Raw genomic sequence first — 21,994 nt, 5'->3', positions numbered from 1 at the left:
TGCCGTGTGGCAGGGCCCTTCTCGTTCCCCGACAGGCCGCCGGCCCGCAGGCGACGGACGACACCGCCGTGGACGAGACCCCACCGACTCCCACCGACCCCGGCCGGGCTTCGGCCACGTTCGGCCCCACACGGGCCGCCCAGGGCCGTAAATGAGCTGTCCCCGGGCCTGCCCCCCGGCACAGTGATCGCATGGCCGCCGAAACACTTCCCCCTATCGCCCCCAAGGGACTCGACGCCCAGGGCTACATCGAGCGCGAGGGCTCCCTCGGACGGATCCCGCAGCCCTTCCGCCCGGTCGTCGCCGCCGCGCGCGACCGGGTGCTGGACCTGTTCGGGCCGAGGCTGCACAGCGCGTACCTCTACGGCTCCGTCCCGCGCGGCACCGCGCGCGTGGGCCGCAGCGACCTCGACCTCCTGCTCGCCCTGCGGGACGAGCCGACCGACGCGGACCGGGAGGGCGTACGGGAGCTCGGGCAGGCGCTCGACAAGGAGTTCCCGCAGATCGACGGCGTCGGAACGCTGCTCCACAGCCGGGATCTCCTGCTGAGCGACGTGGAACGACACGACCTGGGCTGGTTCGTGGCCTGTCTGTGCACCCCGCTGCTCGGCGACGACCTGGCGGAGTACCTGCCCCGCTACCGCCCCGACTCCCTCCTGGCCCGCGAGACCAACGGCGACCTCGCCCTCCTGCTCCCCCGCTGGCGCGAACGGATCGAGGCGGCGGACTCGGACGAGACCCGGACCCGTCTCGTCCGCTTCATGTCGCGCCACCTGGTCCGCACCGCGTTCACCCTGGTCATGCCCCGCTGGAACGGCTGGACGAGCGATCTGCGAGAGATGGCGGAGGTCTTCGCCGCGTATTACCCGGACCGCGCCGACCGGCTGAGAACGGCGGCCGCCCTGGGCCACGCCCCGACCGCCGACACGGCCGTACTGCGCGCGTACGTCGACGACCTGGGCCCCTGGCTGGCAGCCGAGTACACGCGCGTGCACGGCACGAAGACCCCTAGATGAGCCCGTGCTCCTCCAGATACTCCAGCTGGGCCCGCACCGACAGCTCGGCGGCCGGCCAGAGCGACCGGTCGACATCCGCGTACACGTGTTCCACGACGGCACCGGGCGTCCGGTATCCGTCCTCCACGGCCGTCTCGACCTGGGCGAGCCGGTGGGCCCGGTGGGCGAGATAGAACTCCACGGCACCCTGGGCGTCCTCCAGGACGGGCCCGTGGCCCGGCAGGACGGTGTGGACGCCGTCGTCGACCGTCAGGGACCTCAGCCGCCGCAGGGAGTCGAGATAGTCGCCCAGGCGGCCGTCGGGATGGGCCACGACGGTCGTACCGCGCCCGAGGACGGTGTCACCGGTCACGACGGCCTGATCGGCCGGGAGATGGAAGCACAGCGAGTCCGCGGTGTGCCCGGGAGTGGGCACGACCACGAGCTCCAGCCCGCCGACACGCACCACCTCCCCCGCGCCGAGCCCTTCCTCCCCGAGCCGCAGCGCGGGGTCGAGGGCCCGCACCTCGGTGCCGGTCAGCGCGGCGAAACGGACGGCGCCTTCGGCGTGGTCGGGGTGGCCGTGGGTGAGCAGCGTGAGCGCGACACGCTTGCCTGCGGCCTCGGCGGTGTCGACGACGGCACGCAGATGCCCCTCGTCGAGCGGCCCGGGGTCGACCACGACCGCGAGCTCGGAGTCCGGCTCCGAGAGGATCCAGGTGTTGGTCCCGTCCAGGGTCATCGCGGAGGCGTTGGGCGCGAGGACGTTGACGGCCCGTGGGGTGGCGGGGCCCGAGAGGACCCCGCCCCGTGGCTGGCCGGGGAGGGCTGCGGCGTCGGTCATGCGGAGGCTCCACCGGTCGGGATGTGTTTGGTGAACTCGTCGTGCCCCGGCCAGGAGAGCACGATCTCGCCGTCCACCAGCCGGGCCTGCGCGAGCACAGGGGTCAGATCACGGCCGGGGGCGGCGGCCAGTGCGGCGGCGGCGCTGCCGTACGCGGTGAGCTGCCGCAGCGTGGCGATGGTGGGCGGCATCATCAGCAGCTCGCCCTTGTCGTAGCCGTCCGCCGCGTCCTGCGGCCGGATCCACACCGTACGGTCGGCCTCGGTGGAGGCGTTGCGGGTGCGCTGGCCGTGTGGGAGGGCGGCGACGAAGAACCACGTGTCATAGCGACGGGGTTCGAACTCGGGCGTGATCCAGCGCGTCCAGGCCCCGAGCAGATCCGACCGCAGCACGAGCCCCCGACGCTCCAGGAACTCCGCGAAGGACAGATCCCGCGCCACCAGAGCGGCCCGGTCCGCCTCCCACTCCTCGCCCGTGGTGTCACCGACCACCGACTCGGCCGTCGGCCCGGCGAGCAGGACGCCCGCCTCCTCGTACGTCTCCCGCACGGCCGCGCAGACGATCGCCTGAGCCGCCGTCTCGTCCACCCCGAGCCGAGCCGCCCACCACGCGCGCGTGGGGCCCGCCCAGTGGATCTGGTGCTCGTCGTCACGGGGGTCGACGCCACCGCCGGGATAGGCGTAGGCGCCGCCCGCGAAAGCCATCGAGGCCCGTCTGCGCAACATGTGCACGACGGTTTCGGCCGCCGTGTCCTTCAGCAGCATCACGGTGGCGGCACGTCTGGGCACGGCCGGCCGAAGCGAGCCGTCCGCGAGCGCGCGGATACGGTCCGGCCATTCCGCTGGGTACCACTGCCCGTTTGCCATGGCCGGAGGCTAACTCCTGACGGCCGGATGTTCGAGAGGGGGCGCCTCGGGGGGTGCCGGGTCAGGTTGTGGGGCGGGTGCGGATGAGTTGTGGCTGGTCGCGCAGTTCCCCGCGCCCCTGGGTCGGACTCGTGCACCCGCGTACGGCGGCGAGGGGACGGGGTGACCCACCCACCGAACCGCACGCGCTACACACGCCCCCACCGGAGCCAAGCAGGCCGCCGCAGGCATCCAGGGGCGCGCGGAACTGCGCACAACGCCCGCCCCCAACGAACCCGCACCCGAACCCGAACCCGGTCAACCCCCGGCCAGCTCCACCTGCACCTCGACCTCGACCGGCGCATCCAGCGGCAGCACAGCCACCCCCACCGCACTCCGCGCGTGCACACCCGCCTCGCCGAGCACCTCGCCCAGCAACTCGCTCGCGCCGTTGATCACACCCGGCTGCCCCGTGAAGTCCGCCGCGGACGCCACGAACCCCACGACCTTCACCACGCGCGCGATCCGGTCCAGATCACCGGCCACGGACTTCACCGCCGCCAGCGCGTTCAGCGCACACGTACGGGCCAGCGCCTTCGCCTCCTCGGCCGTGACCTCCGCGCCCACCTTCCCGGTGACCGGAAGCTTGCCGTCGACCATGGGCAGCTGACCCGAGGTGTACACATACACCCCGGACTGCACGGCCGGCTGGTACGCGGCCAGCGGCGGCACCACCGCCGGCAGCGTCAGCCCCAGCTCGGCGAGCCGCGCCTCGACCGCCCCGCCCTCACGCACGCTCACGCCGTCTTCTCCCGCTTCAGGTACGCCACCAGCTGCTCGGGGTTGTTCGGCCCGGGCACGACCTGCACGAGCTCCCACCCGTCCTCGCCCCAGGTGTCCAGAATCTGCTTCGTGGCGTGGACGAGCAGCGGCACGGTCGCGTATTCCCACTTCTTGGTCATGCGGCCGACTTTAGCCGCTGCTCACCCCCGGGTTTCAGCCGCTGTTCCCCGCAGTCGGCACCCGCGTTATCCACAGCCTCCTGCTTAGGTTCGCCGCCGACTGGTTACGCTCGAATACGTGAGCAGGCTCCAGGTCGTCAGCGGCAAGGGCGGGACCGGCAAGACCACGGTCGCCGCAGCCCTCGCGCTGGCCCTCGCCACCGAGGGGAAGCGGACGCTTCTCGTCGAGGTGGAGGGTCGCCAGGGAATCGCGCAGCTCTTCGAAACGGAGGCGCTGCCCTATGAGGAGCGGAAGATCGCCGTCGCTCCAGGGGGCGGGGAGGTGTACGCACTGGCCATCGACCCCGAACTGGCCCTTCTGGACTACCTCCAGATGTTCTACAAACTCGGCGGAGCGGGACGCGCCCTGAAGAAACTCGGCGCGATCGACTTCGCGACCACCATCGCGCCCGGCCTCAGAGACGTCCTGCTGACGGGCAAGGCGTGCGAGGCGGTCCGCCGTAAGGACAAGTCCGGCCGGTTCGCCTACGACTACGTCGTGATGGACGCGCCCCCCACGGGCCGTATCACCCGCTTCCTGAACGTGAACGACGAGGTCGCGGGACTCGCCAAGATCGGCCCGATACACAATCAGGCGCAGGCCGTGATGCGAGTGCTGAAGTCCAAGGAGACGGCCGTCCACCTGGTGACCCTCCTGGAGGAGATGCCCGTCCAGGAGACCGCGGACGGCATCGCCGAACTACGGGCCGCCCGTCTCCCCGTGGGCCGGATCATCGTGAACATGGTGCGCCCGGAGGTGTTGGACGGGGACGACCTGGAACTCGTACGGACGGTACGGCGTTCGGCCGTGGCGAAGGCGCTGTCCTCGGCCGGACTCGGCGGCGCCCGCCGCGGGGGCAACGCGGAGAAACTGGTCGACCCGCTGATCCAGCAGGCCGAGGAGTACGCCGAGCGGTACGACCTGGAGCACGAACAGCGCTCGGTTCTCGGCGAACTGGGGCTGCCGCTGCACGAACTGCCCTTGCTGACCGAGGGCATGGACCTGGCGGGTCTGTACGAACTGGCCACCGAGCTGCGGAAGCAGGGGATGTCATGAGCCCGGACGCCGACCGGTACGACCGAACGTCCCAGAATCCGCCCCCGGACCGCCACCACCGCCTCTCCCCCGCGCCCGTGCTCGGCCTCGACCCCCTGATCGACGATCCGAAGACCCGGATCGTGGTGTGCTGCGGCTCGGGCGGCGTCGGCAAGACCACGACCGCGGCGGCCCTCGGCCTGCGCGCCGCCGAGCGGGGCCGCAAGGTGGTCGTGCTCACCATCGACCCGGCACGCCGGCTCGCCCAGTCGATGGGCATCGACTCGCTGGACAACGTGCCACGCCGGGTGAAGGGCCTCGACGACTCCGCGAGCGGCGAACTGCACGCGATGATGCTCGACATGAAGCGCACCTTCGACGAGATCGTCGAGGCGCACGCGGACGCCGAGCGGGCGGCCACCATCCTGAGCAACCCCTTCTACCAGTCGCTCTCGGCGGGCTTCGCGGGCACGCAGGAGTACATGGCGATGGAGAAGCTCGGGCAGCTGCGGGCCCGGGACGAGTGGGACCTGATCGTCGTCGACACACCCCCCTCCCGTTCCGCCCTGGACTTCCTGGACGCGCCGAAGCGGCTCGGCTCCTTCCTCGACGGACGGCTCATCCGGCTGCTCACCGCCCCGGCCAAGCTCGGCGGACGGGCGGGGATGAAGTTCCTGAACGTCGGGATGTCGATGATGACCGGCACCATCGGCAAGCTGCTGGGCGGTCAACTGCTCAAGGACGTCCAGACGTTCGTGGCCGCGATGGACACGACCTTCGGCGGGTTCCGCACCCGCGCGGACGCCACGTACAAGCTGCTCCAGGCGCCCGGGACGGCGTTCCTGGTGGTCGCGGCCCCGGAGCGGGACGCGCTGCGCGAGGCCGCGTACTTCGTGGAGCGGCTGGCCGCGGAGCGCATGCCCCTCGCCGGTCTGGTGCTCAACCGGGTCCACGGCAGCGGCGCCGACCGGCTCTCGGCCGAGCGGGCGCTCGCCGCCGCGGAAAACCTCGAAGCCGCCGAGAGTCCCGAATCGGTGGCACATCCCGAGCCCGTGGAAAATCTTGAAGAGCCCCGCATTGTCGATCAGGAGGGCGGGAAAGCTGGACTTCGTAACTCTCCCGACACGTACGGCAGTTCAGAATCTCCCGCTTCCGAGGCACCGGCTCCTGACGCAGGCTCCCCCGCCGACCCGAAGAACCCGAGCCCGGAGCGCACGGAGAGGCTCACCGCAGGCCTGCTGAGGCTGCACGCCGACCGTATGCAGCTGCTCTCCCGCGAGCAGCGCACGCGTGACCGCTTCACCGCGCTCCACCCCGAGGTGGCGGTGGCCGAAGTGGCCGCGCTGCCCGGCGATGTGCACGACCTCGCGGGGCTGCGGGACATCGGAAACCGGCTCGCGGCCGGGCGACCGGAGCTGCCCGAGGCTGCCGTGGACTGACCCGAGGGGTGCTCCCCTCGGCGCCCCGAGGGGTGTCCTCCTCGGCGCCGGGGGTGTCCTCCTCAGCTCACCGCCGCGTAGTTCTCGTAGAGCTCGTCGTCCTCGAGGGGCAGGATGCCGACGCCCCTCTCGTACTCCGTGCGCGCGGTCTCCAGCAGCCTGCGCCACGAAGTGACGGTCGGCCGCCGGCGCAGCAGTGCGCGGCGCTCGCGCTCCGTCATGCCTCCCCACACGCCGAACTCGACGCGGTTGTCCAGCGCGTCGGCGAGGCACTCCGTACGCACCGGACATCCGGTGCACACCGCCTTCGCCCGGTTCTGCGCTGCTCCTTGAACGAACAGTTCATCCGGATCGGTAGTGCGGCAGGCCGCCTGCGCACTCCAGTCGACTACCCAGCCCATACCGGCGCCGTCCTCTCCCGAATCGAGGCTCCCCCACGGCGGCAGCGGCATATTCACCGCCGCCAGTTGAGGACGTTACGGAAGGCAGGCACAGCGCAACACCCCCTTCGGGCCCAATCTTGAATGGCCCGAACGGACTATGCGTAAGCGGCAGATCACCCGGGGGAGTGAGCCCGCGACATACATGACTATCCCGGCAAACCAGGACACTTGTCTTGCGTCACAACGGGCACCTGATGACACACGAGGCGGATTCGGACACGTCCCCACCGAAAAAATCGGGGAACATCCGGAACGATTCGGGGTCGCCGGACGTATTGATACGTGGCCCTACTGCTGTGACAGTTGAGAGCAGCTTAGGCCAACGCCTGTGCGCGTGTCCGGCGAATGAGAAGGTAGGGCGCTCCTGTCGCCATGCCCGCTCCGGTGCGGTCGTACCCGCTTCCGTCGCGCTTCTGTCGCCATGCCGTGACACGGGCTCCCTCTGAACGCTCATGAGTACGGATTAGGCTGCCCCCTATGTCGAAGAAGCGCTCGGGCGGCGGTCTGTCGCCCACGCAGCAGGCCGCCAAGTTCCTCGGTGTCAGTGTTCTCGCGGGAGCGGTGATGGCCGGCATCGCGCTGCCCGCGGCCGGCGCGCTGGGGCTCGCGGCCAAGGGGTCGGTGGAGAGTTTCGACGAACTCCCGACGAACCTGAAGACCCCGCCGCTGAGCCAGCGCACCACGATCCTCGACAGCGAGGGCGGCACCATCGCCACGGTGTACTCGCGCGACCGTACGGTGGTCGACCTCAAGAACATCTCGCCGTACATGCAGAAGGCGATCGTCGCGATCGAGGACTCGCGCTTCTACCAGCACGGCGCGGTCGACCTGAAGGGCGTCCTGCGCGCGCTCAACAAGAACGCCCAGAGCGGCGGGGTCGCCCAGGGCGCCTCCACCCTGACGCAGCAGCTCGTGAAGAACGTCGCGGTGGAGGAGGCCGGCGACGACCCGACGAAGGTCGCCGAGGCCACCCAGCAGACCATCGGACGCAAGATCCGCGAGCTGAAGTACGCGATCCAGCTCGAAGAGGAACTCGGCAAGCACAAGATCCTCGAGAACTACCTGAACATCACCTTCTTCGGCCAGCAGGCGTACGGCGTCGAGGCGGCCGCCCAGCGCTACTTCTCCCGGCACGCCAAGGACCTCAACCTGGAGCAGTCGGCGCTGCTCGCCGGCATCGTCCAGTCCCCGAGCCGCTACGACCCGGTCAACGACGAGGCCGAGGCGACCAAGCGGCGCAACACCGTGCTCCAGCGCATGGCCGAGGTCGGCGACGTCTCCCAGGCGGAGGCCGACAAGGCCAAGGAGCAGCCGCTGGGCCTCAAGGTCAGCAAGCCGAAGAACGGCTGCATCACGGCGGTCAAGGGCGCCGGCTTCTTCTGTGACTACGTCCGCCAGGTCTTCCTGACCGACCCGGTCTTCGGCAAGACCCAGGAGGCCCGGGCCAAGGTCTGGAACCAGGGCGGCCTGACGATCCGTACCACCATGGACCCGCAGGCCCAGAAGTCGGTGCAGAACTCCATCAAGGACCACGTCTACCAGGACGACCAGGTGGCCACCGCCGCGACCATCGTCCAGCCGGGCACCGGCAAGGTTCTGGCGATGGGCCAGTCGCGGCCGTACGGCATCAACAACAAGAAGAACGAGACGACGCTCGACCTCTCGGTCGACCAGGACATGGGCGGCGGAGCGGGCTACCAGCCCGGTTCGACGTTCAAGCCGATCGTGGCCGCGGCTGCCATAGAGGGCGGCAAGCCGGCGACGCAGATCTACCCCTCGCCGTACAAGATGGACTACCCGGCCCCGGTCCAGGCGTGCAACGGCAAGGTCTGGAACGAGAAGGGTGTCTCGGTCTCCAACGAGAACGAGTCCGAGGTCGGACCGTACGACATGAAGACCGCGACCGCGAAGTCGGTCAACACCTACTACGTGTCGTTGATCAGCGACATCGGCATCTGCCCGGTGACGGAGATGGCCGCCAAGATGGGCGTCGGGCGGGCGGACGGCGGCAAGATCCAGCAGGCCCCGTCGATCGCCCTGGGCACCCAGGAGGTGTCCCCGCTGACGATGGCGAACGCGTACGCGACCTTCGCCGCGCGCGGGATGTACTGCACCCCGGTCGCCATCGAGTCGATCACCCAGCGGGCCGGCGAGAAGTCGAAGTCCCTCCAGGTCCCGAAGTCGACCTGCTCGCGGGCGATGTCGGAGAACACCGCGGACACCATCAACACGCTCCTCAAGGGCGTCGTCGAGGACGGCACGGGCTCCGAGGCGGGCCTCGGCCCCAGCCGTGACAGCGCGGGCAAGACGGGTACGACCGACGAGCGCTACGCGGCCTGGTTCGTGGGCTACACGCCGAACATGGCCGGCGCGGTCTGGGTCGGCGACCCGGCGCACAAGCGCAAGATGCAGAACATCACCATCGGCGGCATCGGGTACGGAAAGGTCTTCGGCGGCAAGGTCCCCGGCCCGATCTGGCGGGACATGATGACCGGCGCGCTGGAGGGCAAGGACGCCCCGCAGTTCAAGACCGTCTACATCCCGGACATGCCGAAGAAGGAAGACCCCGACAAGGGCGACGACGGGGACAACGGTGACAACCGCGGGAACGACAACGGCGGCAACGACAACGGTGGGAACGACGGCGGAGACGACGGCAACACCACCTTCCCGACGCCGACCTTCTCGATCCCGGAGAACTTCATCCAGGGCACGACCAACGGAAACAGCAACGGGAACGGGAACGGCGGCAACGGGGGCGGGCGCGGCTGACGCCCGCAGGCGTACCTACAAATGAGAGCCCGGTCCCGCTGATCATGCGGGACCGGGCTCTCGTCCATGGGTACGCCTGGCGGGGCGGACGGGCGCTCAGCCGGCCAGGAGCTTCTTCACCGCGGCGGCGACCCGGCCGCCCTCGGCCAGGCCCGCGACCTTCGGGTTCACGATCTTCATGACGGCACCCATGGCCCGCGGCCCCTCGGCCCCGGCCGCCTTCGCCTCCTCGACGGCCTGGGCGACGATGTCGTTCAGCTCCTCGTCGCTGAGCTGCTTGGGCAGGTATTCGGCGAGAACCCCGCCCTCCGCCTTCTCCCGCTCGGCGGACTCGGCGCGACCACCCTGGGCGAAGGCGTCCGCGGCCTCGCGGCGCTTCTTCGCCTCCTTGGCGATCACCTTCAGGACCTCGGCGTCGGACAGCTCGCGCTTCTCCTTGCCCGCGACCTCCTCGTTGGTGATCGCGGCGAGCGTCATCCGGAGCGTCGAGGAGCGCAGCTCGTCACGCCCCTTGATCGCGACGTTGAGGTCTTCCTGCAGCTTCGACTTGAGCGTGGTCATGGGTTTGATTGTCGCAGGTGCGGGGGAGGGGGGCGTGCGGATTTATTGGGTGGGGGTGGGGGTGGCTGGACTTGCGGGGTGGGTGTGGGGGGTGCCTCGCGTTGTGGGCTGGTGGGGGGGGCCGGCCTTGTGGGACTGCGGACGCCGGCATTACGGGACAGTGGGCCCCCGGCATTACGGGACGCTGGACGCCCGGTCAAGGATGTCCTCGTGATCTGACACGATGGAGACATGCGCGCGCGATACGGAGTCCCCTTGGGAATCGCGGCGGTTGGCGCCGCCGGCCTCGTCTACTCGGCGGGGTTCGAAGCCCGTTCCTTCCGGCTGCGGCGAGTGACGGTCCCCGTCCTGCCGTCCGGCATGCGCCCACTGCGGGTGCTCCAGATCTCCGACATCCACATGGTCGGCGGCCAGCGCAAGAAGCAGCGATGGCTGCGATCGCTCGCGGGCCTGCGCCCCGACTTCGTGATCAACACGGGCGACAACCTGTCGGACCCGGAGGGCGTGCCGGAGGTCCTGGACGCGCTGGGCCCGCTGATGGAGTTCCCGGGCGCGTACGTCTTCGGCTCCAACGACTACTACGGCCCCAAGTTCCGTAACCCCGCCCGTTACCTGTACGAGAAGACCCAGGGCCGCCACGGCCTGAACGGCAACGCGCCCGCCGTAGGGGTCATCCACAACCCGTGGGAGAACCTGCGGGACGGCTTCGACGCGGCGGGCTGGCAGAACCTCACGAACACGCGGGGCATGCTGAAGATCGAGGGCGTGTCGGTGGAGCTGACCGGCCTGGACGACCCGCACATCAAGCGGGACCGTTACGCCGAGGTGGCCGGCGGCCCGTCGGGTGCGGCCGACTTCTCGATGGGCGTGGTGCACGCCCCGTACCTCCGCGTCCTGGACGCCTTCACCGCCGACGCCTACCCGCTGATCCTCGCCGGCCACACCCACGGCGGCCAGCTCTGCCTCCCCTTCTACGGCGCCTTCGTCACCAACTGCGACCTGGACACGGACCGCGTGAAGGGTCTGTCCACGCACGAGGCGGAGGGCCACAGGTCGTACCTCCACGTGTCGGCGGGCTGCGGCACGAACCGCTACACACCGGTACGGTTCGCCTGCCCGCCGGAGGTGACGTTGCTGACGCTGGTGGGCCGGGAGTAGTCGTACGGGAAGGTGTCCGGGGAGTGGGGCATTAACCCGCACAGCCCGCCCGTATCGCCCCTTTTGTCATGTCTGTCTAGCGTGAGGGCATGACCACGCCTATACCGCGGAACATCCCGGACCTCCCCGCCCTCCCGGGCATGCCCACCTTCCTGCCCTCGCCCGTCCCCGCCACGGCGGTGGTGGCTCCCGTACGCCATCCCGTGGCCGCCGCCTTCCGCGTGCTGGTGGCACTGGTGGCCGCGGGGGCCGTGACCGTCGAACTGCTCCTGAGCAGCGCGGTCCGCACTCTGAGCTATTTCTCGATCCAGAGCACGATCCTGCTGGCGATGGTGCTCCTGCTGTCGGCCCGCAGGGCGTGGAGCGCCCGCCGCCCCCTGCCGTCCGCCCTGACGGGCGCGGCCCTCCTCTACGTCACGATCACGGCCCTGGTGCACCACCTGCTGCTGGCGAACGCGGCAAGCCCCTTCTCCCTGACGGGGGCGGCGGCGAACCCGGCGGGCTGGCACGCGGTGACCGCCCACCTCCTGAACACGGCGATCCCCGCGGCGGCGCTGGCGGACTGGCTCCTGCTGACGCCAAGCCGTCGCCTGCACCTGCGCCAGGCGGCGACGTGGCTGCTGTACCCCCTGGCGTACCTGCTGTTCTCCTTCACCCGAGGCGAACTGATCCCTCCGGGCAACCCGGTCCGCTACCTCTACCCCTTCCTGGACGTGGACCTCCACGGCTACAAGAACGTCCTCGGCAACGCCCTCCTCCTCGGCCTCTCCTTCTACGCCCTCGCGATCCTCCTGGTAGCCCTGGACCACGCCCGCCCGAACCCCACCCGCCACCGCGGCAAAACCGGATTTCGTCTCCAGCCACCGGTGGGCTAAAGTAAACGACGTCGCCGCGATGAGCAGCGACGATCGGGGTGTAGCGCAGCTTGGCAGCGCGCTTCGTTCGGGACGAAGAGGTCGTGGGTTCAAATCCCGCCACCCCGACGCTGGTCAGAGGCCACCTAGTAAATTTACTAGGTGGCCTCTTTCATGCCCGGGGGGCCAAACAGGGGGCCAAACGAATCCGGTCAGGCCACCGCGTCGCCCTCTCCTTCCTCCTCCGCATCCTCCCCTTCCTGATCTTCGGCGAAGATGTCGTCCATCGCTTCGGCGCCCTCAGTGATGACCGGCCGGAGCTGCTTGCGGTAGACCGCCTCTGTGGTCGCCTGGCTGCTGTGACCGACCAAGAGCGCGATGCGTTCCAGCGGGATGCCATGGTCGGAGAGCAGGGACACGAAGCTGTGCCGGAGCTCCCGCGGGGTCCACTCAGGCTTCAGCCCGGCCTTCTTCACGATGGCCTTGAAGTCTCGCCGGACGTTGGCCGCGTCGAGTGGTTCGCCGCTCCGGGTCGTGAAGACGCGGCCGGTCGGGCTCCACTCCATCCCCCGCGATGCCCGCTCCTGCTTCTGCCATCGCATGTGCTCTTCGAGGACGTCGACCACCTGCTTCGGCAGAGCGATGGTCCGGCGGCTCTTCCTGGTCTTGGTCTCACCGTGCTTGCGGACCGAGCGCCACACCGCGACGTGCGGCGGGGCCCCGTCCTTCGGCTCCAGGAAAACGTGATCCCAGGTGAGAGGCCGCGCCTCTTCCGTGCGTACACCGCTGAGCAGTGAGAGCACGAGGTAGGCGTACAGCCGTGACGGGCGCGCGGCAATGAGTACCGCTTTCGCCTGCTCCAAGTTCAGCGCCTTACTCGGTCGGCCGGGGCGCCCCTCCGGGGCGGTGACGAGCAGGGCGACGTTCCGCGCGGCCTTGTCCCTGCGCTGAGCGTGGGCGACGGAGCGGCGCAGAATGGCAAGCAGGTCGCGCAGGCTTCGCGTCGCGAGGAATTCGGCCCTGTCGTCCAACCAGTCGTCGACATCGTCCGCGCTGAGATCCTTCAGCTTGGCCTTGCCGATGAACGGAATCAGGTGCTTGTTCGCCATCGAACGGTTCTTGCCGATGGTGCCTTTCTCGTCGCGACCCTTGAGTCCACGCTCCAACCAGTCGTTCACCGCGTCGGCCACGGTGTAGTTCGCCGGGGCCTTGACGCCGGTCTGCATCTCCTTCTTCAAGTCTCGGATCTTGTTGCGGACTTCGGTCTTCGTCTTGCCGTACACCTTCGGTCGACGGCGCTTGCCGTTCGGGGCGAATCCCAGGGACACGGCTCCCACATAGCTCTTCTTGGCGGGGTCCCAATAGATCGTGTCCGCACCGTGGCCTGCCCTTTGGGCTCGCTTCGGGGTCTCGCTCATGTTCTGTTGTTCCTCCATAAGACAGGGCCGCGCCCTGATGGACGCGGCCCTGTAGATCTGCGGTGAAGGTGATTCAGGCGGTGGCTTCTGCCTCGCTCTTGAGGAGTTCGACGTACCGCGCGATGTACTCCGGCGGCACGAGTCGGCGGCGGCCGATGCGGACGGTCTGAAGGCGTCCGAGGCGGATCTCCTCGTAGACCATGGAGCGTCCGATCCTGAGTGCCTTGGCCGCTTCTTCGGGGCGATATAGGAGCTGTTCGGCAGGTTCAGCAACGGTGGCCATGCGGCGGTGCCTCCTCGGCAGGGTTCCGGGGACGGTGGCCCCCTTCCTGTCAGGTCCGCTACTTCCGCTACCTCCGCTACCTCCCTGGTCAGGGACATGATCCAGGTAGCGGATAGGGGTAGCGGTAGCGGATGGAGCCGCTACCGGCCCCGGGTTCGTGACCGCGGGGCGGGTAGCGGATGGGGTGTTGCGGTAGCGGATGCGGAGCGGCTTGCCGCTACCCAGAAACCGCCTCTGAGCTGCCCGGTAGCGGAGGTAGCGGAAGTAGCGCACTTTCCGCGGGGGGTGGGCAGTAGCGCTGCCACGCGTCGTGCAGATCGCTCGCGTAGTAGCCCTTCATGACGCTCCCGCCTGCCTTGATGTTGCGGGCCGCGATGGGTGTGTTGTCCGCGGTCATGTACTCGCGCAGCATCCGAGACAGCCCGCGGGCATCGAGCGGCTTGCCGCTCATGTCCGCCCACGGCGCCTCTTCGAGGCTGTGCAGCCTGTCGAGGATGGCGACTGTGGGCAGGCGGTCGATGCCGTTGAACACGTAGTCGCGCAGGTCCGTGAGCAGGCGGATGCCGATGCTGCCCTTGTCGCTGGTCTTGGCCGCATTCACCAGCTCGATGCACGCGGTTCGGACCCGCTCCGGCCACGCGCCGCCCGCGGCGTCCGCGATGGCGAGCAGGGGTTCCCACACGTCCGCGGGCCGGTCGCTGATGCCCTCCGGCAGTGCCGGGAACACCCCGTCGACCAGGTGGCGCACGGACTGTGCCCATGCGGCGAGCCGGTCACGCAGCGCGTGGCCCTCCTTCTCGTGGATGCGCTGCCGGAACGGCTCAACCCGCTCGTTCGGTGCCCGGCGGCGCATGCGGACGATGACCGAGCGGGTCAGGATCGTGTCCGGCAGCGAGCCGAGACCGGCGACCGCGACCCCGCAGAACGACGGGAACTCCTGTACCTGCTGATTGGAGCCGTCGCCCACGCAGCGCCACATGACGCCGGAGCGGCGGTGCCCAGCGTTCAGGAACCCGCGGAGCTGTTCGTTCTCCCCGGCCTTGGGGCCAAAGACAGTGTCGATCTCGTCGAACAGGATGGTCGGCCGTCCCTCCATCCCGGACACCGCACGGAAGAGCGCGGAGGCCGAGGCGTTGACCGCCACCATCGGTTGCGGCACGAGGGTTTCTACGATCTCCAACGCGCGGGACTTGCCCGAACCCGGCTCCGGCGACAGGAACGCGAGCCGCGGTGTGGAGTCAAAGCAGTCGAGCAGGTGCGCGTGTGCGTCCCACAGCGTCACGGCGACGTACGCGGCTTCGAGCGGGAAGATGTTGAAGCGTCGGTGGAAGGCTTCCACCTCATCGAGCAGTGCGGAGCCGTCCATGGCGGGTGCCGGCGGGTTGGCGCTCATGCCGCCTGCCTCCCTTCCTGGTTGGTGCGGAGCGGGCATACGTCGCGGTGGGCGGTGTGGTCTTCGATCAGGGCGAGCACCTTCGTGTGACCGACGGCGCTGCGGTCCCTGCCGCACAGGCACTTCGAGGTGGCGGTAGGCACGGCGCCGAGGGGAGCGCAGATGCACAGCCACGCGATCGGGTACCGGCCATCACCCCGGCGCGGGTCAGGACGAAGAGCACTTCGGACGCCCTTGCGGGCGGCGCCTTTCGGCTCGCCCACGGCCGGACCGGGTGCGGCTTGTGCGGCGGCACCCGGACCGGTCGGGGTGGCGGGAAGGCTCTTCAGTGCATGGCGGGGCGGGGTGCTCATGCCGCCCTCCCCTGACCGTTGCGGGCAATCGACCAGTTCAGACCGCTGCGAATGGTCGCTTCACACGACCGCGGTGACAGACCGGCCTGCTCCCCCGCCCACTGAAGAGCCTCCTCAACCTGCTCCCTGGGAAGGTCGCCCCACGCGATGAACCGCCCCAAGGCTCGCGCCGCCCGCAGCAACGTGGCGTTGCGCTCGCCCTCCGGGGCCTGTCGCACAGACGCGGTTTCCGCGTTCAGGCCCGCTGCGGCGTAGCTGGACGCCCGTACGGACGATGGTGCAGCCGTTAGTGCCCGCGAAGTCTGACGGACCGTCAGGCAGGCGTACAGCCAATCGGGCAGGGGTGCGGGCGGCGTGTCGTTGACGACCGCGTAGGCGCCCGTGGGGGTGAGGCTGCCGGGTGCAACGACGTAACCACCCCACGCGCGGGTGTCGATGCGCTTGCCGAGCCGTCCGGCAGTGTTGCCGAGCCGGATGCCGGACGGGGCGGTGAAGTACAGGTGGACCCCACCGCTCGCGGTCCGCACCGTACGGGTGGTGGGGACGGCGTGCCCGGCGCGCTCGCAGAGCGCCGTGAAGGTCGTCACGCCGTTAGGCGTGTCCGTACCGCTCTTCCGCTTGGGCATGTCGAGGTCGACGACGACCAGCCCGGACGGGCCGGTCGCGATGCCGACGTTGAACGGCAGGTCGCCCCACGCGCGGCGGATGCGGTCCGGGTCGATGGTGGCGCGCTCTTCCCACTTGCGGTGACCGCCCGCGCAGTCCCCGATGCCGGGGCAGACGTCCTCACCATGCAGGGCCGGACGCTTGTCGCCGGGACGCAGCGGGAGGACGGCCCATCCTCGCTCCGCGGCATCCAGGGCGGCGAACAGGAGGTGACGGTTCATGCCGTCACCCCCGTCACGCTCGATGGGATGGCATGGGCCGGACGGCCCTCGCCGAATGACGCTCGTTGGGTCATGCTGGATGTCTCCTGCTCTCTTGGAGGGACTGGAGAACCGGGGCGGGCGCAGGCTTGTGGTGAGACGGCGCCCGCCTCGGGCGTAGCTAGCCGTGGAAGTGGTTGCGCTTGAAGACGGCCTTGCGGATGTTGACCGTGGTCCCGCTGCCGTGGCCGCTCGCGCTGAAGACCTGTACGGCGACCCAGCCGCCGAAGATGACGGCGGCGAGGGTGATGAGCTGAGTGATGAGCGCGGTCAGCGCGGTGATGAACGCGGTCAGCAGGAACAGCCCGCCGCACACCGCGCCGAACCCGATGCCCCCGAGGGCGATGTTCACCGCCGCGCGGGAGACGGGCGGCTTGACCGCAACGGGTTCGGGCTTGATGGGTTCGAGGGTGTAGCCGGTGACGACACGGCCGTCCGGCAGGACGACGCTCGTCACAGCCGGGATCGTGCCCGGCTGCATCGGTACGACCGGCGCCGACGGCATCGGGGCGAGCGGAGTGGGCCGGTGGACTTCCACGGTCGCCTCACGACGGCCGGGTACGAGGTTGGCGTGTTCGTGCACAGCGAGCCTCCTTCAGTTGCCGAGGGCGGACAGGGCGTCGGCGGACGCCTGCACGAGGTTGTGGATGGGCTCGTACGCGCCGGTCCCGGCGACGAAGAACCCGAACAGGAACAGCACGATGGCCGAACCCCCTCCGGCGGACTTGGTCTTGACGGCGAGGGCGGATGCGGCGCCGAACAGCAGGACGGCGGAGATGTTCAGGATCATCGGGAGCCTTCCAGTCAGGGGGTGTTCGTACCGGCGCGGTAGATGCGGGCCCAGCGGTTGTAGAGCCAGCGGCCGACGCGTATGCGCTTGCCGGTGGCCTTGCAGCGGCGGCAGTCCTTGCCGCGCTTCATGCGGCCCTTGCGGTCGGTCTTCATCGCGAAGCCCCAGCCGTTGCACTTGCGGCAGTTGCCGAACGGCGAGGCAGCGCACACGGCGACGTAACACAGCGTTACGCCAAGAATCAGGGTGATAGCGAGCAGGACAGGGGTCATGACGGGCCCTTCCAGGCGGGTTTCAAGGGTTTCCGCAGGTGGGCCGCTATCCGCTAGCGGCCTGATCAGAGCAGGTTTGGGGCGCTAGCGGGGCCGCTAACGTTAGCGGGGTGTGCCGCTAGCGCTAGCGGCCCCGGACAGTCAGCCCGCGTCCCGCTTTCCGTCACGCTCCGCAATCGCGGCGACGATGTGGGAGCGGTCGATGCCGCGCCGGTTGACGACCTTGCCCTTGACCCGGCGGCCCACCTGGATCGTGGAGACGCCGTGCGGCTTCAGGGCCGCGGCCAGTCCCTCGGGGTCCCAGCCGTCGTAGACCTCCTCGCGCAGCTCTGCGAGCCGGGCGACGACGGTCTCGGACCACACCTTGGGCTCATCGGCCGGCACAACGGCGAGAATGTCGCGCAGCAGGTCATACGCGCTGGTGACCGGCTCGGGTGCCTCCCCGAGCGCGTGCCCGGACAGCGTGCCCGCTTCCTCGCGCAGGCGGCGGGCGCGGGCGCCGATGGCTTCGGCGCCCTGGCCGTCGATGTAGACGGAGCGCACGATCCGGGCGTCGGAGCCTTCACCGACGAAGTAGTGAATGCCCTTGTCACCCCAGGCGAACATGGTCGCCCGCACGCCCCGCTTGTACGCGGACGTGCCGAGCACCATGTCGTTTTCGAGCTGACCCATGACCTTCAGGCACCAACGCGCCGACGCGTTCGCGCTGATGCCGGTGGGCAGCGCCTTGGCGTCCGGGCGCTGCGTGGCGAGCAGCAGCACGATGCCGGTGGCCGGACCGCGCTTGACCAGGTCGGTTGCGATCTCCTCGAACTCCTTGGCGTGCTCGGGGTGCTCGAACAGGACCTGGCACTCATCCACTCCGATCACGATCGGGTGCAGACCCAGGGAGCGCTTGTCGGCGAGAGTGCTGGTCACCTTCGACTCCGGGCAGACATCCCGCGGAAGCGAGCGGATCACCTTGGTACGGCGCCGCAGTTCCTCGCGCAGTGCCCGGAAGTCGTTCAGGCAGTACTCGATGGACTCGTCATCGTCGCCCGCGGCGTGGCGGTGGGAGACGGCGTCACCGACCGGGTCCAGGTCGCCCGTGCCCTTCATGTCGTAGGTGTGCAGCTCCGCGCGCGGGTCCAGCGCAGCGATGAGCAGCAGGAGCCTGAGCAGGAAGGTCTTGCCCATGCGCGGGATGGCGCCGATGACGCCCGCGATGTACATCAGCGTCGCTTCGACCCAGCGTCCACGCTGGTCAGTGCCGTAGGCGACCGGCTTGAACAGGTCCACCGAACCCGACTTGAGCAGCGGCCACTTGGGCTGCTTGGCGCGAGACATGTCCTGATCCCCCACCCACAGCACGAGGTGACCGGTGTGCTCATCCGGTACCGCCTCGGGCCACACGCACCCGAGCGGGCGGCGCAGGCCGGAAGCGAGCCGGTCGCGACGCTCAATGACGTCGGTCACCGTGACGCCGTACGGGAGGTTGCCCTCCGCGCGCCATCCGGGGCCGTCACGGGTGATCGGGGCGGTGAACTCGAACCCGTCGCGCCCCTTGGCCTGCGCCTGGTTGATGGCGGGGATACCGAGAGCACCCAGCGCCCGCAGCACGATGTCACTGGTGAGCTTGACCGCCTTGGGCAGTTCCACGGCGCGGTGGATGACCGGGGCATCCGCGCGGCGTCCGGCGAACCCGAGCGCCATGACGACCGCGCTCACCGACACCGCCTGAAGCCAGTCGGGGGCCAGCACGTAGATGGCGAGCGCGGAGCCGAGCCCGACGAACATGGCGAGCACGGCAACGAGGGTGCGCAGTCGGACCCGTCCATCGCGCTGCCGCGACAGCTTCAGGTACTCCGCGGCGTCCTCACGCCGGACCGCGGCGAGCCGGACCGGTTCGCCCTCTCGGTCGGCCACCCAACGCATCGTGCCGCCCACGAACCGGGCGGCGCCGGTCGGGGCTTGCAGGGCGAGCCGGGCGGCGTAGACCGGGGCACGCAGCGCGTGATACCCGGCAGCGTGGGCGTAGTGACGGGCCACCCACGCCGTGGCAGTCCGCAGTTCCGCCACCGACCGCAGCCACACGGGAACGACCGCACGGCGCTGGGCACCGAGTAGCCGACCGAGGTAGCCCGGACCGGTGGCCGTCGGGGTCGGCAGGTCGACCATCACGCGCGCGGTCGGGTCGCCCGACTCGGCACCCGACCGACCGGTCTCGGAGTCGGCCGACGGGTCGGAGTCGGGTCGGGCGGTCGGGTCGGCCGACTCGGTACGGGCCGACCGCGCCTTGTCGAGGTCGACTACCTCGCCCCCGGAGTCGGCACTCATCTCCGCTTCGAGTCGGTTGAACAGTTCGTTGTCGTCGTCGGGGTGCTTCACTGAACGTCCCTTCCAAGGGGAGGAAAGGCGGGGCCCGGCCGTCGCTGTAGGAGGTGGGCGGACGGGCCCCGCCGGATCGTGATGTGCAGGTCAGGCGGCGCGCTGTTCCTCGGGGTAGGCGCAGGGCACGCACATGCCGAGCGACGTGGGGATGACGTATCCGGCGTCCTGTCGGCAGGCGGGGCACGTGCGGCGGGCACGGTTCGCCTTGGCGAGCGCGGCCCACTTGCCCGGCGTCATCGGCCGGACGGGCTTGGCGCGGTCGACGCGGTAGAGGTAGGCGACCAGCGGGCCGCGCCTGTAGCGCGGGCGCATGATCTGCGCCGCGATGGACTGCCCACCGGGCCGTAAGCCGCGGGCCCGTAACTGCCGTTTTGTGGCGAGCCCGTCGGGGGCGTAGCGCCACGGGTAGGTGGGCAGTCCGTGCCTCGCGCCGGTCGGGTCGAAGCACTTGGCGAACATCAGGCAGCCTCAGCCGATGCGTCATCCTGACGCGAATCGGTAACGGCGTTTTCGTCGACCGCGTGCAGCGGACGGCCGTCGACGCGCTCGCCCTTCAACTGCTCCCGCAACTTGCGGGCGTTGGCCTGCGAGACATGCAGCGTGGTGCGCAGACGGTCCGCGGTCAGCTCCGCCTCGGTCCACTCAGCGGTGACCGTGCGCGCCTCGGTCAGCGCCTCCTCGAAGGTGCGCTGAGCCGTGCCCTTGGCCTTGGTGGTCGTCCGGCGACGCGGACGCGGCTTGGGCTCAGCCGGGCGTGCCGGCGGATTCTCCACCGGGGGCGGCGCGGGCGTCTCCTGCTCGGTGGCGGGGGCGAGTTCGCCCATGCGCAGCATCACGCGCTCGCGCCGCGGAGTCTTCGAGCGCCACTTGCGGCCGTAGCGCTCGCGCAGGTCCGCGCGGGCCAACTGCCGTTCCTTCTCCCGCGCCAGCGCCTCCGAGTAGGAGGTGACCTCCCACAACGTCATCCGGCGCCACAGCGCGAAGGTGGAGGGGAAGGCCAGCAGCCAGCGAGAGAATCGGATCTTTTCCATGCGGCGGCCGGTGGCCGCGCCGATGCGGACGGCGTAGATGTGCGCGCCGATCTCGGAGAAAACCACCCACAGCAGCGGCATGGTGCCGTGCGCGACCTTGGCCCACACGTCGTGTCCGGCCGCGATGTTCAGCCCGCAGGTGATCAGGGTGAGCACCCAGGGCACGAACCGCACCCAGGCGAGCGCCATGTCCATCCGGATCAACAGCAGGTTGGCCACGGTGAACACCGGGATAGCCACGTCGATACCGACCGGCAGCATCCACGCCTCGCTGAAGCCCCAACGGGCCGCAGCCTCGGACACGGCGTCGAAGGAGGAGATCAGACCGAGCGCACCGACTCCGGCCGCGGCGAGCGCGCCGATACCGGCGAGCCCCATCTCAGGCTTTGTCAGTGGCGGTACCCCGGGGGCGGGCATCTGGGGTGCAGAGTGGGTGCTCATGCCGCACCTCCCGCCGTGATCAGGGCCGCGATGATGAGCAGCGCGCCGCCCGCACAGGTCAGGTCGACCGCGCGCTTCAGGCCGGTGAACTTGGCCACGGCGATGCGGGACAGGACCGCAATGTCCGCGGCCCGGTCGTTAGTCAGGGTGGCGGTGATCTCGTCCGCGGTGAGCGTGGCCCACAGCGGGAAGCCGTGACGGCCGCCAAGGTTCGGGCGCACCGACCGCAACAGCAGACCGGCCGCCGCAACCAACAGAGCCATCCCGAGACCGCCCACGATGCAGGCGGGGAGGTTCAGCGGCATGTCCTTGGCGACTGTCCACGATCCGGCGAGGACCGCACCGACGAACGCGAGCAGGAGACCGGTCTTAGTGTCGGTCCGTGCGATCTCCGCCTTCACCTCCGCGTGAGCGGCGGCAAGCATGGTGTCCTGGGCACTCATGCGGCCACCCCCTTGCGTGCCGCGCGGCGGCGCCGGGCGGGGCGGGTAAGGGGCGTGACGTCGAACAGGTCCGGGTTCTCCTCAATGACCTGCGCGGCGATGCGGATCAGGTCGTCGGGAAGGCCGGGGTCGTCGGCGAGGATGTCGCGCGCCGCGTCCTCGCGGGCTGCGCGCTCTTCGTCCGTCTCGCCCTCGACCCCGAGCCACAGCTCAACCGGGGTGCCGAGCGCCAGCTCCGCGAAGTCCGCGGCAGAGACGGCCTGTTGGTGGCCGATGTACGTACGCATGACAGCTCCTGAAGTGGGAGGGACACGGAGCCGGAGAGC

At 69.8% G+C, this 21,994-nt stretch carries 25 protein-coding genes and 1 tRNA gene; 7 read left to right on the top strand and 19 right to left on the bottom strand.

Annotated elements, in window-relative coordinates:
• Window positions 1-191 precede the first annotated feature (191 nt).
• Window positions 192-1,016, top strand: a complete 825-nt coding sequence (locus ACGFWE_RS28615; RefSeq protein ID WP_393602662.1) for a nucleotidyltransferase domain-containing protein — start codon at window positions 192-194, stop codon at window positions 1,014-1,016.
• Here the strand turns inward: ACGFWE_RS28615 and ACGFWE_RS28610 are convergent.
• From ACGFWE_RS28610 to ACGFWE_RS28595, 4 genes are all read right to left on the bottom strand, one after another.
• Window positions 1,009-1,839, bottom strand: coding sequence for an MBL fold metallo-hydrolase (locus tag ACGFWE_RS28610; protein WP_393602660.1), 831 nt, complete (start codon window positions 1,837-1,839; stop codon window positions 1,009-1,011). The two genes, ACGFWE_RS28615 and ACGFWE_RS28610, sit on opposite strands and share 8 nt — an antisense overlap.
• Window positions 1,836-2,705: an NUDIX hydrolase gene (locus ACGFWE_RS28605; protein WP_393602658.1), complete on the bottom strand. Its 870-nt coding sequence runs from the start codon at window positions 2,703-2,705 to the stop codon at window positions 1,836-1,838. Before ACGFWE_RS28605 ends, ACGFWE_RS28610 begins: the two co-directional genes overlap by 4 nt.
• A gap of 297 nt (window positions 2,706-3,002) precedes the next feature.
• Entirely contained in the window at window positions 3,003-3,479 is a 477-nt protein-coding gene (locus ACGFWE_RS28600) for a RidA family protein (protein ID WP_352388064.1), read from the bottom strand.
• A gap of 2 nt (window positions 3,480-3,481) precedes the next feature.
• Window positions 3,482-3,646, bottom strand: a complete 165-nt coding sequence (locus tag ACGFWE_RS28595) for a DUF4177 domain-containing protein (protein WP_086724107.1) — start codon at window positions 3,644-3,646, stop codon at window positions 3,482-3,484.
• A 118-nt stretch (window positions 3,647-3,764) separates the two neighbouring features.
• On the opposite strand from ACGFWE_RS28595, the gene ACGFWE_RS28590 reads away from it, so the two are divergent.
• Both ACGFWE_RS28590 and ACGFWE_RS28585 read left to right on the top strand, forming a co-directional pair.
• Window positions 3,765-4,742, top strand: coding sequence for an ArsA-related P-loop ATPase (locus ACGFWE_RS28590; protein WP_352387787.1), 978 nt, complete (start codon window positions 3,765-3,767; stop codon window positions 4,740-4,742).
• Window positions 4,739-6,160, top strand: coding sequence for an ArsA family ATPase (locus ACGFWE_RS28585; RefSeq protein WP_393602655.1), 1,422 nt, complete (start codon window positions 4,739-4,741; stop codon window positions 6,158-6,160). Before ACGFWE_RS28590 ends, ACGFWE_RS28585 begins: the two co-directional genes overlap by 4 nt.
• 62 nt (window positions 6,161-6,222) lie before the next feature.
• Here ACGFWE_RS28585 and wblA read toward each other — a convergent pair whose 3' ends face one another.
• Window positions 6,223-6,561: a transcriptional regulator WblA gene (wblA, locus tag ACGFWE_RS28580; RefSeq protein WP_031043210.1), complete on the bottom strand. Its 339-nt coding sequence runs from the start codon at window positions 6,559-6,561 to the stop codon at window positions 6,223-6,225.
• 519 nt (window positions 6,562-7,080) lie between these two features.
• Between wblA and ACGFWE_RS28575 the strand changes: the two genes are divergently transcribed.
• Entirely contained in the window at window positions 7,081-9,375 is a 2,295-nt protein-coding gene (locus ACGFWE_RS28575; RefSeq protein ID WP_352387782.1) for a transglycosylase domain-containing protein, read from the top strand.
• 96 nt (window positions 9,376-9,471) lie between these two features.
• Here ACGFWE_RS28575 and ACGFWE_RS28570 read toward each other — a convergent pair whose 3' ends face one another.
• Complete coding sequence (locus ACGFWE_RS28570; RefSeq protein WP_352387780.1) at window positions 9,472-9,936, bottom strand: GatB/YqeY domain-containing protein; 465 nt, start codon at window positions 9,934-9,936, stop codon at window positions 9,472-9,474.
• A gap of 231 nt (window positions 9,937-10,167) precedes the next feature.
• On the opposite strand from ACGFWE_RS28570, the gene ACGFWE_RS28565 reads away from it, so the two are divergent.
• The 3 genes from ACGFWE_RS28565 (at window position 10,168) to ACGFWE_RS28555 (ending at window position 12,077) form a co-directional block, all read left to right on the top strand.
• On the top strand, window positions 10,168-11,094 hold the full coding sequence (locus ACGFWE_RS28565; protein ID WP_352387778.1) for a metallophosphoesterase: 927 nt from the start codon (window positions 10,168-10,170) through the stop codon (window positions 11,092-11,094).
• Window positions 11,095-11,183: 89 nt separating this feature from the next.
• Window positions 11,184-11,969, top strand: coding sequence for a Pr6Pr family membrane protein (locus ACGFWE_RS28560; RefSeq protein WP_393602652.1), 786 nt, complete (start codon window positions 11,184-11,186; stop codon window positions 11,967-11,969).
• 34 nt (window positions 11,970-12,003) lie between these two features.
• Window positions 12,004-12,077: transfer RNA gene (locus ACGFWE_RS28555), tRNA-Pro, on the top strand.
• 83 nt (window positions 12,078-12,160) lie between these two features.
• On the opposite strand, the gene xerC is transcribed toward ACGFWE_RS28555, so the two are convergent.
• The 13 genes from xerC to ACGFWE_RS28490 all read right to left on the bottom strand — a co-directional run bounded on the left by xerC (window position 12,161) and on the right by ACGFWE_RS28490 (window position 21,955).
• Window positions 12,161-13,366: a tyrosine recombinase XerC gene (gene xerC / locus ACGFWE_RS28550; RefSeq protein ID WP_381061437.1), complete on the bottom strand. Its 1,206-nt coding sequence runs from the start codon at window positions 13,364-13,366 to the stop codon at window positions 12,161-12,163.
• Window positions 13,367-13,439: 73 nt separating this feature from the next.
• Window positions 13,440-13,649: a helix-turn-helix domain-containing protein gene (locus tag ACGFWE_RS28545; RefSeq protein ID WP_356110404.1), complete on the bottom strand. Its 210-nt coding sequence runs from the start codon at window positions 13,647-13,649 to the stop codon at window positions 13,440-13,442.
• 217 nt (window positions 13,650-13,866) lie between these two features.
• The gene (locus ACGFWE_RS28540; RefSeq protein WP_393602649.1) at window positions 13,867-15,042 is read right to left on the bottom strand and encodes a DUF3631 domain-containing protein; all 1,176 of its coding nucleotides are present in this window, start codon (window positions 15,040-15,042) and stop codon (window positions 13,867-13,869) included.
• Window positions 15,039-15,185, bottom strand: coding sequence for a hypothetical protein (locus ACGFWE_RS28535; RefSeq protein WP_393602647.1), 147 nt, complete (start codon window positions 15,183-15,185; stop codon window positions 15,039-15,041). The genes ACGFWE_RS28540 and ACGFWE_RS28535 overlap by 4 nt, the downstream gene beginning before the upstream one ends.
• 206 nt (window positions 15,186-15,391) lie before the next feature.
• Entirely contained in the window at window positions 15,392-16,282 is an 891-nt protein-coding gene (locus ACGFWE_RS28530; protein WP_393602645.1) for a bifunctional DNA primase/polymerase, read from the bottom strand.
• A 160-nt stretch (window positions 16,283-16,442) separates the two neighbouring features.
• The gene (locus ACGFWE_RS28525) at window positions 16,443-16,904 is read right to left on the bottom strand and encodes a hypothetical protein (RefSeq protein WP_393602643.1); all 462 of its coding nucleotides are present in this window, start codon (window positions 16,902-16,904) and stop codon (window positions 16,443-16,445) included.
• Window positions 16,905-16,916: 12 nt separating this feature from the next.
• Window positions 16,917-17,111: a hypothetical protein gene (locus ACGFWE_RS28520; RefSeq protein ID WP_020134511.1), complete on the bottom strand. Its 195-nt coding sequence runs from the start codon at window positions 17,109-17,111 to the stop codon at window positions 16,917-16,919.
• 14 nt (window positions 17,112-17,125) lie between these two features.
• The gene (locus ACGFWE_RS28515) at window positions 17,126-17,383 is read right to left on the bottom strand and encodes a hypothetical protein (RefSeq protein ID WP_037724281.1); all 258 of its coding nucleotides are present in this window, start codon (window positions 17,381-17,383) and stop codon (window positions 17,126-17,128) included.
• Between the two features lie 141 nt (window positions 17,384-17,524).
• Entirely contained in the window at window positions 17,525-19,750 is a 2,226-nt protein-coding gene (locus ACGFWE_RS28510) for a cell division protein FtsK (RefSeq protein ID WP_393602641.1), read from the bottom strand.
• Window positions 19,751-19,840: 90 nt separating this feature from the next.
• Window positions 19,841-20,212 (bottom strand): RRQRL motif-containing zinc-binding protein, encoded by a 372-nt coding sequence (locus ACGFWE_RS28505; protein WP_141206197.1) that lies wholly within the window; start codon window positions 20,210-20,212, stop codon window positions 19,841-19,843.
• Complete coding sequence (locus tag ACGFWE_RS28500; protein WP_393602639.1) at window positions 20,212-21,162, bottom strand: DUF2637 domain-containing protein; 951 nt, start codon at window positions 21,160-21,162, stop codon at window positions 20,212-20,214. The genes ACGFWE_RS28505 and ACGFWE_RS28500 overlap by 1 nt, the downstream gene beginning before the upstream one ends.
• Before the next feature lie 59 nt (window positions 21,163-21,221).
• Complete coding sequence (locus tag ACGFWE_RS28495; RefSeq protein ID WP_393602637.1) at window positions 21,222-21,668, bottom strand: Pycsar system effector family protein; 447 nt, start codon at window positions 21,666-21,668, stop codon at window positions 21,222-21,224.
• Window positions 21,665-21,955, bottom strand: a complete 291-nt coding sequence (locus tag ACGFWE_RS28490) for a hypothetical protein (RefSeq protein WP_393602635.1) — start codon at window positions 21,953-21,955, stop codon at window positions 21,665-21,667. Before ACGFWE_RS28490 ends, ACGFWE_RS28495 begins: the two co-directional genes overlap by 4 nt.
• Between the last annotated feature and the right edge of the window lie 39 nt (window positions 21,956-21,994).

It is taken from the genome of Streptomyces sp. NPDC048523, from assembly GCF_043199815.1.
GTDB lineage: Bacteria > Actinomycetota > Actinomycetes > Streptomycetales > Streptomycetaceae > Streptomyces.
The sequence above is the reverse complement of the archived record's forward strand: the minus strand, read 5'-3'. Positions and strand labels throughout refer to the sequence as shown.

Bases quoted from the DNA above. Each gene is read 5' to 3' on its own strand.
- ACGFWE_RS28615 (WP_393602662.1), top strand. From the start codon at position 192: ATGGCCGCCGAAACACTTCCCCCTATCGCCCCCAAGGGACTCGACGCC.
- ACGFWE_RS28610 (WP_393602660.1), bottom strand. From the start codon at position 1,839: ATGACCGACGCCGCAGCCCTCCCCGGCCAGCCACGGGGCGGGGTCCTC.
- ACGFWE_RS28605 (WP_393602658.1), bottom strand. From the start codon at position 2,705: ATGGCAAACGGGCAGTGGTACCCAGCGGAATGGCCGGACCGTATCCGC.
- ACGFWE_RS28595 (WP_086724107.1), bottom strand. From the start codon at position 3,646: ATGACCAAGAAGTGGGAATACGCGACCGTGCCGCTGCTCGTCCACGCC.
- ACGFWE_RS28585 (WP_393602655.1), top strand. From the start codon at position 4,739: ATGAGCCCGGACGCCGACCGGTACGACCGAACGTCCCAGAATCCGCCC.
- wblA (WP_031043210.1), bottom strand. From the start codon at position 6,561: ATGGGCTGGGTAGTCGACTGGAGTGCGCAGGCGGCCTGCCGCACTACC.
- ACGFWE_RS28575 (WP_352387782.1), top strand. From the start codon at position 7,081: ATGTCGAAGAAGCGCTCGGGCGGCGGTCTGTCGCCCACGCAGCAGGCC.
- ACGFWE_RS28570 (WP_352387780.1), bottom strand. From the start codon at position 9,936: ATGACCACGCTCAAGTCGAAGCTGCAGGAAGACCTCAACGTCGCGATC.
- ACGFWE_RS28565 (WP_352387778.1), top strand. From the start codon at position 10,168: ATGCGCGCGCGATACGGAGTCCCCTTGGGAATCGCGGCGGTTGGCGCC.
- ACGFWE_RS28560 (WP_393602652.1), top strand. From the start codon at position 11,184: ATGACCACGCCTATACCGCGGAACATCCCGGACCTCCCCGCCCTCCCG.
- xerC (WP_381061437.1), bottom strand. From the start codon at position 13,366: ATGAGCGAGACCCCGAAGCGAGCCCAAAGGGCAGGCCACGGTGCGGAC.
- ACGFWE_RS28545 (WP_356110404.1), bottom strand. From the start codon at position 13,649: ATGGCCACCGTTGCTGAACCTGCCGAACAGCTCCTATATCGCCCCGAA.
- ACGFWE_RS28540 (WP_393602649.1), bottom strand. From the start codon at position 15,042: ATGAGCGCCAACCCGCCGGCACCCGCCATGGACGGCTCCGCACTGCTC.
- ACGFWE_RS28530 (WP_393602645.1), bottom strand. From the start codon at position 16,282: ATGAACCGTCACCTCCTGTTCGCCGCCCTGGATGCCGCGGAGCGAGGA.
- ACGFWE_RS28520 (WP_020134511.1), bottom strand. From the start codon at position 17,111: ATGATCCTGAACATCTCCGCCGTCCTGCTGTTCGGCGCCGCATCCGCC.
- ACGFWE_RS28515 (WP_037724281.1), bottom strand. From the start codon at position 17,383: ATGACCCCTGTCCTGCTCGCTATCACCCTGATTCTTGGCGTAACGCTG.
- ACGFWE_RS28505 (WP_141206197.1), bottom strand. From the start codon at position 20,212: ATGTTCGCCAAGTGCTTCGACCCGACCGGCGCGAGGCACGGACTGCCC.
- ACGFWE_RS28500 (WP_393602639.1), bottom strand. From the start codon at position 21,162: ATGGGGCTCGCCGGTATCGGCGCGCTCGCCGCGGCCGGAGTCGGTGCG.
- ACGFWE_RS28495 (WP_393602637.1), bottom strand. From the start codon at position 21,668: ATGAGTGCCCAGGACACCATGCTTGCCGCCGCTCACGCGGAGGTGAAG.
- ACGFWE_RS28490 (WP_393602635.1), bottom strand. From the start codon at position 21,955: ATGCGTACGTACATCGGCCACCAACAGGCCGTCTCTGCCGCGGACTTC.